The sequence below is a fragment of the Desertivirga xinjiangensis genome (assembly GCF_024436435.1).
In the GTDB taxonomy this organism is placed as follows: domain Bacteria; phylum Bacteroidota; class Bacteroidia; order Sphingobacteriales; family Sphingobacteriaceae; genus Desertivirga; species Desertivirga xinjiangensis.
The window spans coordinates 134,178-147,115 of the sequence record NZ_JAFMZP010000005.1; the positions used below are offsets into that span (position 1 = coordinate 134,178).

Below are 12,938 nucleotides of genomic sequence, written 5' to 3' on the forward strand. Positions count from 1 at the left end.
ATAACAACGAATAACATTCTATGCAAGAGAACTTAAAGTCTGCAGAAATTTTGGAGAGCAACCAGCAATGGATACCAGGAGGGGTTGTGTCATTAAACAGAAAAACCGACCCCAACATTTGCTTTGTGAAAGGGCAGGGTAGCCGCGTAGTTGACGCCGATGGAAACGAGTATATCGATTATCAGGCTGGTTTCGCGGCTTCTTTTTTTGGTCACAATGATCAGGACATCAACCAGGCTGTGCAGAACACAATTCAGGAACGGCAAGTATTAATGGGGGCTGGTCCCACACTTTTAGAAGGAGTTTTTGCTAAGATGTTCTGCGAAAGCGTGCCGGGGGCAGAAAGTATACAAATTACGACTACAGGTTCGGAAGCTACTTATCATGCGATCAGGTTATCCAGAGCGGTCACCAAGCGTAATCATATCATTGTTATGCAAGGCGGTTATAATGGCTGGCATAACGACGTTGCCTGTAATGTGATCAGTAGCCTGGAAGATGTTGGCCCTCATGTCAGTCCCGGAGAATATCCTTTCGATTCATTAAGTGCGGGCGTGCCATCTGCGCATAAAGATCTGATCCATGTAGTTAACTATAATGACCTGGAAAGCATTGCTTTTGTGCTTGAAAAATATGATGTCGCTTGTATCTTGCTGGAGCCTTTGCTACAAAATATTGGCATTGTGAAGCCCCAGGCGGGTTACCTGCAAGGTTTGAGGGATCTTGCAGATAAAAATGGTTGTTTGTTAGTTTTTGATGAAGTTAAAACAGGTTTCAGGCATGCTTTGGGGGGCTACCAGTCTATTTGCGGTGTCATCCCGGATCTTTCTACTTTTGGAAAGGCGGTAGCGAACGGTTATCCACTAGGCGTTATCGCGGGTAAGAAGAAATATATGGACTATTTTATTCATCCCGAAAAAGAAAACAGGGTACTGATTGCAGGAACATATAACGCTTTTCCGCTTACCACAGCTGCAGCTATAGCTACGCTCGAAAAGCTAAGGTCCCCGCTTCATAAGGTATATGAGCACGTGGAAAATCTGGGGGTAGCTTTAGAGCAGGGATATCAAAAAATATTTTCTAAATTAGACAGACCGGTATATATAGCAAGACAGGGCTCTGCCTTTTGTGTATATTTCATGGATCATGAGCCTGTTGATTACCATGATATTTTGGTGAATCACGATTTTGATTTTGACTCCCGTTATCGTAAGGAATTGATAAAGCACGGTATTTATAAATTCCCTGCTCCTATAAAACAGGGAAGCATATCTTTTGCGCATACAGCTGAAGATATAACAAAGACTTTAGAGGTAACTGAGCTGGTTTTAAAACAAATATAATCGGGTATATGAAGATTACGGCAATTGAAACGTACGTGTGTAATGCCCGTATGAGAAATTGGATTTTTGTAAAAGTACTTACCGACCAGCCAGGTTTATGGGGCTGGGGAGAGGCAACCTTAGAGTGGCATACTCAGAGTGTGGTTGGTGCCATCAAAGATATTTCGCAGTTGTTAGTGGGAGAAGACCCCAGAAGAATAGAATACCTCTGGCAGATGATGTATCGCCAACATTTCTGGCATGGCAATGGGATTGTGAGAGGAACCGCGATCAGCGGTATCGATATTGCACTTTGGGATATTGCAGGTAAAGTTCATGGAGTTCCATGTCATGAACTCTGGGGAGGCAGGGTAAGGGACTATATCCGTTTATACTGTCATCTTGGAGGCGGTAAGATGGAAGATTTTTATGAAACTGCACCCGGTGACGCTTCCCGCTTTGGTGAGCTGGCTCAAAAAGCTGTTGAAGAGGGTTTTACCGCGTTCAAGTCTATGGCTGTACCAGAGACAATGCCGCTGGAGGGGCTGCGGCCGGTAAAATATGCTGAGGCATGTGTGCGTGCCATGAGAGAAGCTGTGGGCGACGATATTGACATTATGGTAGATTGCCACGCCCGTCCTAGTCCAAGGATGGGAATGTTGTTCGCTAAAGCTTTAGAACCCTATGGCCTGTACTTTTTTGAAGAGCCCTGCTGGCCGGAGACGATGGAAGACATAGCTCTGATTCAAAGAGCTGTGCAAACACCGATAGCTTCGGGTGAGCGTCTCGTTGGTGTGCATGCTTTCCGGGAACTATTAGAAAAAAGGGCTGTGAGTGTAATTCAACCGGATATCACACACTGCGGTGGCTTGAGCGAAGCAAGGAAGATTTCTGCACTGGCAGATGCCTACCGGGTTTCGGTTGCGCCTCACAACCCTCAGGGACCGGTGAGTACCGCCGCTTCCATAGAACTAGGTTTTGCTACACCTTCTTATATCATTTGTGAAAGTGTTCATAAAGACGTAGAGTGGCGGGAAGACGTGGTTTCAGAAGGTTTCACCGTTCAGAAAGAAGGCCGGATTGTCCTGCCTAATGGCCGCCCTGGTTTAGGTATAGAGATTAATGAAGAGGAGGTGAAGAAACATCCGTTTCAGCAGGAAGTACTGCAAAGAACATTTTACAAAGATGGTAGTGTAGGTGATTGGTAAAATCGATTTTTATTAGATGCAGGAGTTTAAAGATAAGGTAGTTGTAATTAGTGGTGCTTTAGGCGATATCGGTCTTGCTATTGCATCCAATTATCTGGAAGCTGGCGCTATCGTCATTTTAGGAGATTTGCTGCCCGGAGATGCAGCCCGAAACAAGTTACTTCATCTCGAAAAGTATCAGTCGAACGCTGAATATAAACAGCTGGATGTTTCTGATCATAAGCAGGTAGAAAGCTGGATGCAATACGTTGAAGAAAAGTATGGGAAAATAGATTATTGTATTGCTAACGCAGCACGGGTTACAATAAAAAATTTTCAGACCTTAACAGCCGAAGAATGGTCGCTCGAAATGCGTGTAAACCTGGATGGCGCCTTCTATTTTGCCAATTTTGCTGCAAAGAGCATGGTGCGTAAGTCTGTTAAAGGTTCTATCATATTTCTCGGAAGTTGGGCCGCTCATGCTGTTCATCAGAGCCTTCCTGCCTATAGCGTATCTAAAGCTGCAGTACGAATGATCAATCAGACAATGGCCCTTGAATATGCACAATTCGGTATCCGGGTAAATGAAATCGCCCCCGGGTATGTCAACGCCGGTTTAAGTAAATCGGTATGGGCCGAATTGCCTGAACAAAGATCTGTAGCCCAAAACAAAGTTCCTTTAGCACAGATCATGGAAGCAGAAGATGTGGCTGTACAGGTTGCCTGGCTTACATCTGCTCAATGCCAGCACGTCACAGGGTCCTCTTTTCTAATGGACGGAGGACTGTCTTTACTTAGACCCTAATTAGATCATATTAATGAATAGTAATTTACCACCGGCTGAACCCCATGCCGCTGCCAGGTTGAAATTCCAACTTATTGAGGCAGATATTACACCACCAAAAGGCATACATGTCCGTAATTGGGGTGCGTCAAAATCGGATGTAGCGTCTGGCGTTCATAAGCCCTTATATATGTCTTGTTTGCTCACTGAAAGTGCAGACGGGGAGTTAGGGGTTATTATAGCCGCTGATCTTGGCTGGTGGAAAAACAATACCGACGAGCTAACTCTGCGTACCACAATTCTCCATGAGTGTGGGCTTAGTGAAAAGCAGCTATTGTTTTGTCTCTCGCACACTCATGCGGGGCCGAGTATATGTTCTAACGACAAAGAGCAGGTTGGTGGCGATCTGATTATCCCATACCTGGAATTCTTAAAAGATACAGCTATACAAAGTATCAAAAAAGCCAGGCAAAATTTGACTGACGGTTTCCTTTCCTGGGAATACGGCTGCTGTGATCTGGCGGCTAAAAGAGATCTGGACTTGGACGGGCAGTTTTTAATTGGTTATGATCCTTCCTCGAAAGCGGATAATACGTTGCTGGTGGGTAAATTGAACGATGGCAACGGTCAACTAAAAGCATTGATCTGCAACTATGCCTGTCACCCCACGACGTTTGCACATGAAAACACCCTGATCTCTCCAGATTATGTGGGTGCTATGCGCGAAACGATCAAATCTCAGCTAAACGTTCCCTGCCTGTTCTTACAAGGGGCATCGGGTGATCTTGCACCCAAAAAACAGTACGTTAAAGAGCCTGGGGTTGTAGATGCAAATGGCCGTAAGCTAGCTTATGCAGTTCTGTCGACCTTAGAAAATGCTTCCCCATACGATCGGCAATGGACATTCGATACCGCTTTACAGTCGGGAGCGCCACTGGCTATTTTTGAAGAAAATAAGATCGTCGCAAGCTCGTTTTTCAGACAGCTTAAGTTTGAAGTAAAGATCCCTTACAAACAACTTGCTTCTGTTGAGGAGATTGAGGACGATTTTAATGCCTGCCGGGACCGGGTAATGAAGGATCGTTTGTGGCGAAAGCTTAATACCCGTAAATCGATTGGCGACAGGACGCACGCGAGCCTGCCTATATGGATCTGGCAATATGGCGATGCGTTTATTATCGCACAGTCTAACGAAGTATATTCTGTATGTCAAGAATATATAAGGCTTCATTTCAAGGATCGGTTTATTGCTTTCGTTAATATCGCCAATGGTTACCAGGGTTATTTGCCTCCTGCTGATCTTTATGGGAAGGATATCTATGCCGTCTGGCAAACTCCGTTTGAGAAGGGTGGATTAGAGTTGTTGATGGCAGCAATTATATCAAAGATTCAGAAATTAATCTAGAAACACACAAAACTGATGAAGTTAGAATTCATTGACATTGCAATTTTCGGCATTTACATTGTCGGTATTGTCGCCCTTGGATTATATGCGTCCAGGCAAAGCTCCAACTCGAAAAGGGATTATTTTCTGGCTGGTGACAAGCTACCCTGGTGGATGATCGGCGGCAGTATTATCGCTGCCAATATCAGCAGCCACCATCTGGTAGGGGCTATGGGTGCTGCTTACAGCAGGGGCTTTGTTGCCATTACCCTTGAATGGGGAGCGATACTGATCGGATTCAATGCGCTATTATGGGTTTTTCTACCCTTTTACATCAGGAACGGTTTCTATACTGTTCCTGAATACCTAGAGAAACGCTTCGGCACCTCCACCCGGGTACTGTACGCCATTCTGATCTTGTTCACCTATATTTTTGTAGAGATAGGTGCGGTTTTGTATCTGGGAGGATTAACCCTGCATGCACTTTTTGAAATTCCAATCTTCTATAGCATCATTGGAATGGCGCTGCTGACTGGCTTATACACTATTTTAGGGGGGCTGAAAGCAGTGATATGGACGGAAATGGTACAGCTGACCATCCTGGTTTTGGGTGGCGCGGTTTTGACTTTTGCCACGATCGACAGGGCCGGAGGATTCGAGTCGATCGTCGAATCATCAAAAAACTGGAAGATGTTCTATCCTGCCAGCGATCCTGATTTTCCATGGACCATGTATCTTGGCGGCTTATTGTGTATCAGCGTGTTTTACTGTGCAACAAATCAATTTATCGTGCAACGTGTGTTGGCGGCCAAAAACGAATGGCACGGCCGTATGGGTGTCATTTTTGGAGACTATCTTAAGTTTTTTGTTCCACTGATCATTACTATCCCTGCCTTGGTTGCACCGGCCTTTTTACCTCCATTGGAACAGCCGGATCTGCTATTTTCCACATTGGTAAAAACCTTGCTCCCTAATGGCTTAATAGGTTTAGTGATGGCGGGATTAATTTCTGCAATTATGTCGCATATTTCAGGAGCCATAAACTCTTGTACTACCATCCTTACCGTAGATGTTTATACTCAGTACATTAACAAAAAAGCATCAGACAGGCAGGCCATATTATTTGGAAAAAAAGCGGGCGTTGTTATCATATTTTTTGGGATATGTAGCGCAGTATTATTATTAAGCTATTCGGATAAACCGGTCTTTCTTTATTTGATGAACTTGTATGGTCTGTTTACGCCCGGCATCGCTACCATGTTTTTAATGGGTGTTTTCTGGAAAAGAACCAAATCACAAGGTGCCTTTGCCGCCGGGATCTTAACCATACCTTTGTCTTTGTTGATGGAGTTTGCTTTTCCGGATATGCCATTTTTTAACCGCACCGGAATCGTGTTCTGGACATGTATGCTGGTGTGTGCCGGAGTAAGTTTATTTTATAAGCCTACGCCAGATTCGCAACTAGATGGTCTGGTTGTTAGTTATGGGAAAAATGATGGTGTGCTAAGTTATAATGAAACCTATAAAGGGTTAAAAAACCCAACGCTGTGGTGGTCAATTATTACTATAGCAGTGTTGTATTTTTATATCAGATATTTTTAAAGCATGTTGTCATGTTAACGAGCCAGGAGATTATTCAACTAACACAGGACTTATATGAGAAAGTGGTCGCTTACAGGCGTCACCTTCATAAGCATCCGGAGCTGTCTTTTCATGAGTATGAGACATCTGCGTTTGTCAGGAAACAGCTTGATATATTGGAGATAGCCTGGGAAGAGGTAGCCGGTACGGGAGTTGTGGGAGTAATAGAAGGCGGTAAGGAGGTTAGTGATAAAACTGTTGTTTTAAGGGCCGACATCGATGCACTTCCTATTCTTGAAGAGATTCAATCCGGATTTCGTTCCCGGAATGAAGGTGTGATGCATGCCTGCGGACACGATTTCCATACTGCAAACTTGTTAGGTGTTGCCTCCATTCTCAAAACATTAAAGAATTCCTTTTCGGGCAAAATATTGTTGCTCTTTCAACCTGCGGAAGAGAAGATCCCTGGCGGAGCGAGAGCTGTGCTGGATTCAGGATGCCTGGAAAAACTGGGTGGAAATATAACAGCGGTACTGGGCCTGCATGTTAGTCCGCGATTGCTAACAGGCGAGATCGGTTTATGTCCCGGTCGTTTTATGGCTTCCAGTGACGAGATATACCTCAAAATTAAGGGCCGTGGCGGTCATGCGGCCGAACCCAACAGGGCGATCGACCCAATAATGATCACAGCTCAATTGCTTTCTACTCTGCAACAAGTGGTCAGCAGAAAAGCAGATCCCTCCATTCCCAGTGTATTAACTTTCGGTAAGATTGTCGGCAATGGCGCTGCCAATGTTATACCAGACGATGTATGGTTAGAAGGAACCTTTAGGACAATGGATGAATCCTGGCGAAAACAAGCACTTCAGCAGGTAGAAGAAATTGTTTTTAAAACAACTGAAATGTTGGGAGCAGAAGCACAGTTGGAAATCAGGAACGGGTATCCCGTTTTAATAAACGATGTTAGCTTAAGCCAACAGTTTATAGCATTAATGCTGGACTATTTTTCTCCGGATTGCTTTAGAAACGTTCCGGAATGGATGGCGGCAGAAGATTTTGCATATTACTCACACAAGTATCCATCCTTATTCTTTTTAGTAGGCATAAAAAACCCGCTTACAGAGGTTCAATATGGATTGCATAACGCTAAGTTTGATTTAGACGAAAAAGCGTTTTTAAATTCAATGCAGGCACTGACACTAGCTTGTCTTAGATTTCTCGGTAATGAATGTAAGTAGAAGAAAGTTTTTAACATCAACAAGCATTCTAGGTCTCACGTCCATACTTTATGGATCTAAGGCTTTCTCGTTAGGATCTTCAGGAAAAAGAATAGGGATCGTAGGTCTCGATTCTTCTCATTCGATAGCGTTTACTAAAGAATTAAATGCAAACCACTCCAATGACAGTTATAAGGGTTACCGTGTTATCGCCGCTTATCCTTTCGGAAGTCCTGGTATCCCACTTAACCGGAAACGTATCCCCCTTTTCACTGAAGAAATCGAAAAGTTAGGGGTTAGGGTTGTGCAAAGTTTAGAGGAACTACTTCAAAGTGTAGATGCGGTCTTGCTGGAAACGAATGATGGTAATTTACACTTGAGCCAAGCCGAAACTATTCTGAGGGCTGGAAAACCATTGTTTATTGATAAACCAATTGCTAATTCTTATAACGATGCCTCGACGATCTTTTCTTTTGCTGAACGATATCAAACTCCCGTTTTCTCCACGAGTTCTCTAAGATATATCAAGGGTTTACAGAATATAGAAAAGAAGACTGTTTTAGGAGCTGATGTGTTTAGCCCCGCTCATTTAGAACCATCTCATAAAGATCTGTATTGGTATGGTATCCATGGAGTTGAGATGCTTTTTTCACTTTTAGGGATCAATTGTATCAGCGTGCAGACAACTCATACAAACGATTTTGATATGTATGTAGGGAAATGGTCTGATGGCAGAATTGGAACGCTTAGGGGAACCAGAAAAGGAGTTGATGGTTTTGGCGGCACCGTATTTACAGAGAACAAAACGATAACGCTGGGAGCATATCAGGGCTATGCGCCCTTGTTAAAAGAAATAGTGACTTTTTTTGACAGTGGAGTCTCACCCGTAGAAAAAGATGAAACCCTGGCAATTTGTAAATTTATAGACAGTGCCTTTGAAAGCCGGTTGAAAAATGGCGAAACAATTTACCTGATGTAAAGCTTTATGCCTTTCACTGGTAACCACAGTAATAGTAATTCTATATCAGAATCCAATAAGTAAAGGGATGGCATACGAGTACATTTCGATATTCGATATATTTAAGATAGGGGTCGGGCCCTCGAGTTCGCATACCCTGGGACCGTGGAAGGCAGCTTTGTATTTTCTAAATGAACTTGAGCAAAATCAGCTTTTACATAAAGTGAGTAGCCTCCGTGTGCATCTCTATGGATCACTCGCGAAAACGGGAATAGGACATGGGACAGATATAGCACTTCTTTTAGGTTTATCTGGCTATGATCCTGTACAGATTGATCCAGATAAGATCCCGGAAATCCTGAAAAGAGTAAGAACTGAAAAAAGCTTATCTCTTAAAGGTCAACAGCAGCTTGTTTGCGATGAGAAAGAATCCATTTTATTTCATTTAGGGGAGGTGCTTCCATTTCATTCAAACGGGTTGAAATTTGAGGCGTTTGAAACAGATAAGCTTATCATTGAAAGGACATATTTTTCCATTGGAGGTGGTTTTGTGGTGCAGGAGAACGATGAGAAGGTGGAAGATATGCCTAAAGTGCCGCCATATCCGGTATCTACGGCCGCTGACTTGCTTGAATGGTGTGAAAAAAAGGAAGGAACGATTTCAGATGTAGTGCTGGAAAATGAAAGACAATGGAGATGTGAGGAGGAGGTGAGGATGGATCTGCTGCATATCTGGCAGGTGATGAAAACATGTATATACCGGGGTTGTACAACGGAAGGTGTACTGCCAGGAGGACTTCATGTTGTACGGAGAGCAGCAAATATGAGCGCCAGATTTTTAGGTGGAAAACACCACAGCAGTTATGAGGACTGGGCGAAAAAAATAACCACCGGCAATAAAGAATTTCAGGACATAATTGCATGGGTAAGCTGTTTCGCGCTTGCCATAAATGAAGAAAATGCTGCTTTTGGCCGCGTCGTAACAGCACCTACAAACGGTTCGGCGGGGGTGATCCCGGCAGTTTTACTTTACGCCGTGCTTTTTCACAACGCTGTGGATGATGATGTCATTCGTTTTTTATTAACAGCTGGTGAGATAGGTAGTATTTTTAAAAAAGGAGCAACTATTTCGGCTGCCATGGGTGGCTGCCAGGCAGAGATCGGTGTTTCTTCCGCGATGGCTGCAGCAGGATTAACCGAAATAAGTGGCGGCTCAGTTCAGCAATGTTTAATGGCTGCCGAAATAGCGATGGAACACCATCTCGGTTTAACATGCGACCCTGTTGGAGGACTCGTTCAGATCCCCTGTATTGAGCGTAATACTATGGGAGCGATCAAGGCAATAACGGCTAGTCAGCTAGCCTTGGCATCAGATCCAACTCAAGCCCGGGTAAGTCTGGATAAAGTGGTTAAAACAATGTGGGACACAGCTCAGGACATGCATGCACATTATAAAGAAACTTCGGAAGGTGGTTTAGCTATTAATATTCCAATGAGTTTGAGCGAATGTTGATCGACTCTATCTCTCTTTTATCTTAAGATCTTCTCCATCTTTCGCCCCTTGGCAAGCTCGTCCACCAACTTGTCTAAATACCTTAATTGCTGTGTTAAGGGATTTTCAATTTCTTCGATACGATAGCCGCAGATCAGACCGGTAATAAGATGAGCATTCGGATGCAGTGTGGCTCTCTGAAAAAAAACTTCAAAAGTTACTTTTTCCTCAATAAGTTCCTGTTGTTTCTTTTTATCAAAACCGGTTAGCCACTCAATCACTTCATGAAGTTCTTCTTTTGTTCTTCCTTTCTTCTCTACTTTTTGGACATACATAGGGTATACCGAGGCAAATGTCATATTTGCTATTCGTGCATCGTGATGAGCTGTAGTTTTCATGGTTTTATATATGGTACTGTTTGACCTGAATTTTCTCTTAAACTTACAAAACTATTATGTAATAACATCAAGCTTAGAGCGACTTCACTGAGCCGACAGAACAATATGTTTTGAAAATCAGGTCTGGGAATATTCCTGTAGCAGCTGGCGATATCGATCAAGTATGGTTGATTTTGAAATAAAACCAGTGAAGCGTCCGTCTTTATCCACCACTGGCAGACGCCACAAATCCGACTCATCAAACTTCTTAACAATGTGATTTACATTACTGTCAGCAAATACCACAGCGCTTGGCACCCGCAGGAGCTTAGCTATACTTATACTGGTACCAGAGCTGAACATGTAAGGCCTGAGATCATCAAGAGTAATAATTCCCTGAAACACCATATCGCCGTCAACAACTGCTATATGGTTCTTCTTTCCGTTTTTGACCAGGTTGAGCAGCTCATCAAACGTTGCTGTGACTAAGATTTTTTGTACATCCTTTTCTATAAGATCTTCTGTGTTGAGCAGTGATAGTAGATTTTTATCGTGTTCGCGTGTGAATATCTTTCCCTCTTCAGTAAGTTCCTGCAGATCAGGTGAGACTGGCGAAAAGGCTCTGGCCATCAGGTAGGAGATCACCGAAACGATCATCAGGGGAATGAAAAGGTCATATCCGGCGCTGGACTCTGCAATCAGAAATATTGCGGTGAGCGGAGCGTACAAAACGCCGCTCATAACACCAGCCATGCCTACGATCACCAGATTTACGAAGGGAACATTTTCGAAGCCCAGAAGGTTGCATAGTGTGGCAAAAAAGCAGCCAAGTGTGCCTCCGGCAAAAAGAGACGGAGCGAAGTTTCCGCCATTTCCTCCAGATTGAATAGTTATAGAGGTGGCAAATGCTTTAGCCAGACAAGTTAACCCCAGAAATCCCAGCATCATCACGGGTTCGTATTCAAAATACCGGAAAAAGCTGTTCGCAATGATTTTTTCTCCTTGCCCGTTAGTAATGTCCTTTATTGTTTGATAGCCTTCTCCGAAAAGAGGAGGCAGCAAAACGCAGAATATGGAAAGTAACATGCCGCCAAGCATCGCCTTCTGCATTTTTGAAATAGTAAGCTTCTTGAAAAATCGTTCGACTGAATGGGTTACAACTACGAAATAGCGGGCATAGAACCCACAGGCAACTCCGAGCATGATATAAAATGGAACGTTATAATAATTGAACGCTGTACGGGCAGTAAAATGAAAAAGGATGTCTTCCTGCAGGATTATCCTTGACAAGAGGCTACCGCAGACAGCAGCTATTACCAGGGGAATGAAATCCGTAAAGACCACTCCGGTAAGCAATATTTCAAATGCGAACATCATACCGGCTATCGGGGCATTAAAAGCGGAGGCAATTCCGGCAGTGGCTCCTGCGGCCAATAATAGAGTGCGGTCCTTGTAAGGCAAGCCGTAACGCTGTGCATAATTCGATCCGATAGCAGACCCCGTAACGGCTATCGGACTTTCCAGTCCTGCCGATCCGCCAAGGCCAACTGTTACTGCACTCTGAATGATCTGTGAATACATCTTTACCTTAGATACCAGGCTTGAATTCTGTGCTATCTCATACAAGATCGCAGGAATACCTTTTCTGTCTTGTCCTTTAAAGAAAACGACTACCAGCAAGGTTGTAAGGGTTATCCCTAGAAAAGGAAACACTATATAAAAGAGTATCTGGTATTCAAAATGGACCTCTCGGGTAATGAGATGATGGATGTAAGAAACAAGTGATTTCAGAATAACTCCTGCCAGACCAGCGGTTATGCCAACAAGAATACCAGAGAGAATAAGGAACTGGTTCCTGGAAAGCTTACTTTTAAGCCAGTGCAGCACAATTTCATAACTTTTCGCAGTACTTACTCCATACCGGGTAAAATCCTTTTTGAACCTAAGGAAACTATGATATTTTTTTATGTATCTGAAATCAGCCAAATTTTTGCGGTGCCCGAATTTATTTATTGGATTACAAATGTAGTTAATCCTTCGCATTTCAAAGCTTCTTCTGTTGCCCAGAGTACATCCTTTTCCCGGTTTACATCGATAACTAGTATACGGTCAGGTGCCAGCCCTGTTGACAATAGTGATGGGGGGAAAACTTGCCTGGAGGTACTGATCCATAAGCAAATTCCATTATCTTTTACTAATGAGCCTAAGAGAGCGCTCATAAATCCCAGGCAAGCAGAGGATTGTTCTCCGGCTGCTACAAATTCGTGGATAGTTCCTGTAGGGAAGGTTTGGTTTGGAAATGCAGCTTCAATTGCCTTGAGACCTGAAACACGATTTCCATCTGTATTAACTGGTTTAAAACCCTCAAGAAGCAGAATTTTTTTCCGCAGTTGATTGATGATATTTTGTTTATCGGCTCGCATAATCTTCTTCCTAATTCTTGAGAATACAAATCTATTACTAAAACTATTAGTAATTTAAAAATATGAATAAATTAATTTTTGCCTCAGTTTTGATGGGTGGGGGTTGTTGTTTTAATTATTCCCCATATAATCTTGAATTTTTCGCCCCTTAATATTTTTCAACCCTACTAAGTTTGGAAACAGGATAAACGAGCGTTCCTATAGAGCCTTGTC

Annotated in this window: 11 protein-coding genes; 8 read left to right on the top strand and 3 right to left on the bottom strand. The window is 43.3% G+C overall.

The genetic code is table 11. The annotated features are described in order from the left end of the window. Positions 1-20: 20 nt before the first annotated feature. The 8 genes from J3P37_RS14835 (at position 21) to J3P37_RS14870 (ending at position 9,946) form a co-directional block, all read left to right on the top strand. The gene (locus J3P37_RS14835) at positions 21-1,343 is read left to right on the top strand and encodes an aspartate aminotransferase family protein (RefSeq protein ID WP_256012134.1); all 1,323 of its coding nucleotides are present in this window, start codon (positions 21-23) and stop codon (positions 1,341-1,343) included. Between the two features lie 8 nt (positions 1,344-1,351). Continuing rightward, entirely contained in the window at positions 1,352-2,530 is a 1,179-nt protein-coding gene (gene dgoD / locus J3P37_RS14840) for a galactonate dehydratase (RefSeq protein WP_256012135.1), read from the top strand. 16 nt (positions 2,531-2,546) lie between these two features. Beyond that, positions 2,547-3,314 carry an SDR family NAD(P)-dependent oxidoreductase gene (locus J3P37_RS14845; RefSeq protein ID WP_256012136.1) on the top strand — a complete coding sequence of 256 codons (768 nt, stop codon included), beginning with the start codon at positions 2,547-2,549 and terminating at the stop codon, positions 3,312-3,314. Between the two features lie 13 nt (positions 3,315-3,327). Then, complete coding sequence (locus J3P37_RS14850) at positions 3,328-4,698, top strand: hypothetical protein (RefSeq protein ID WP_256012137.1); 1,371 nt, start codon at positions 3,328-3,330, stop codon at positions 4,696-4,698. Positions 4,699-4,713: 15 nt separating this feature from the next. Then, complete coding sequence (locus J3P37_RS14855; RefSeq protein WP_256012138.1) at positions 4,714-6,279, top strand: SLC5 family protein; 1,566 nt, start codon at positions 4,714-4,716, stop codon at positions 6,277-6,279. 11 nt (positions 6,280-6,290) lie between these two features. Then, on the top strand, positions 6,291-7,496 hold the full coding sequence (locus J3P37_RS14860) for a M20 metallopeptidase family protein (protein ID WP_256012139.1): 1,206 nt from the start codon (positions 6,291-6,293) through the stop codon (positions 7,494-7,496). Next, positions 7,483-8,454: a Gfo/Idh/MocA family oxidoreductase gene (locus J3P37_RS14865; protein WP_256012140.1), complete on the top strand. Its 972-nt coding sequence runs from the start codon at positions 7,483-7,485 to the stop codon at positions 8,452-8,454. Before J3P37_RS14860 ends, J3P37_RS14865 begins: the two co-directional genes overlap by 14 nt. Positions 8,455-8,521: 67 nt before the next feature. Further along, positions 8,522-9,946: an L-serine ammonia-lyase gene (locus J3P37_RS14870; RefSeq protein ID WP_256012141.1), complete on the top strand. Its 1,425-nt coding sequence runs from the start codon at positions 8,522-8,524 to the stop codon at positions 9,944-9,946. A gap of 17 nt (positions 9,947-9,963) precedes the next feature. On the opposite strand, the gene J3P37_RS14875 is transcribed toward J3P37_RS14870, so the two are convergent. From J3P37_RS14875 to J3P37_RS14885, 3 genes are all read right to left on the bottom strand, one after another. Further along, positions 9,964-10,323, bottom strand: coding sequence for a DUF2200 domain-containing protein (locus J3P37_RS14875; RefSeq protein ID WP_256012142.1), 360 nt, complete (start codon positions 10,321-10,323; stop codon positions 9,964-9,966). 117 nt (positions 10,324-10,440) lie between these two features. Further along, complete coding sequence (locus J3P37_RS14880) at positions 10,441-12,345, bottom strand: chloride channel protein (protein WP_256012143.1); 1,905 nt, start codon at positions 12,343-12,345, stop codon at positions 10,441-10,443. After that, on the bottom strand, positions 12,312-12,725 hold the full coding sequence (locus tag J3P37_RS14885) for an ImuA family protein (protein WP_256012144.1): 414 nt from the start codon (positions 12,723-12,725) through the stop codon (positions 12,312-12,314). Before J3P37_RS14885 ends, J3P37_RS14880 begins: the two co-directional genes overlap by 34 nt. Positions 12,726-12,938: the final 213 nt, after the last annotated feature.

Bases quoted from the DNA above. Each gene is read 5' to 3' on its own strand.
- J3P37_RS14835 (WP_256012134.1), top strand. From the start codon at position 21: ATGCAAGAGAACTTAAAGTCTGCAGAAATTTTGGAGAGCAACCAGCAA.
- dgoD (WP_256012135.1), top strand. From the start codon at position 1,352: ATGAAGATTACGGCAATTGAAACGTACGTGTGTAATGCCCGTATGAGA.
- J3P37_RS14845 (WP_256012136.1), top strand. From the start codon at position 2,547: ATGCAGGAGTTTAAAGATAAGGTAGTTGTAATTAGTGGTGCTTTAGGC.
- J3P37_RS14850 (WP_256012137.1), top strand. From the start codon at position 3,328: ATGAATAGTAATTTACCACCGGCTGAACCCCATGCCGCTGCCAGGTTG.
- J3P37_RS14855 (WP_256012138.1), top strand. From the start codon at position 4,714: ATGAAGTTAGAATTCATTGACATTGCAATTTTCGGCATTTACATTGTC.
- J3P37_RS14860 (WP_256012139.1), top strand. From the start codon at position 6,291: ATGTTAACGAGCCAGGAGATTATTCAACTAACACAGGACTTATATGAG.
- J3P37_RS14865 (WP_256012140.1), top strand. From the start codon at position 7,483: ATGAATGTAAGTAGAAGAAAGTTTTTAACATCAACAAGCATTCTAGGT.
- J3P37_RS14870 (WP_256012141.1), top strand. From the start codon at position 8,522: ATGGCATACGAGTACATTTCGATATTCGATATATTTAAGATAGGGGTC.
- J3P37_RS14875 (WP_256012142.1), bottom strand. From the start codon at position 10,323: ATGAAAACTACAGCTCATCACGATGCACGAATAGCAAATATGACATTT.
- J3P37_RS14880 (WP_256012143.1), bottom strand. From the start codon at position 12,345: ATGCGAAGGATTAACTACATTTGTAATCCAATAAATAAATTCGGGCAC.
- J3P37_RS14885 (WP_256012144.1), bottom strand. From the start codon at position 12,725: ATGCGAGCCGATAAACAAAATATCATCAATCAACTGCGGAAAAAAATT.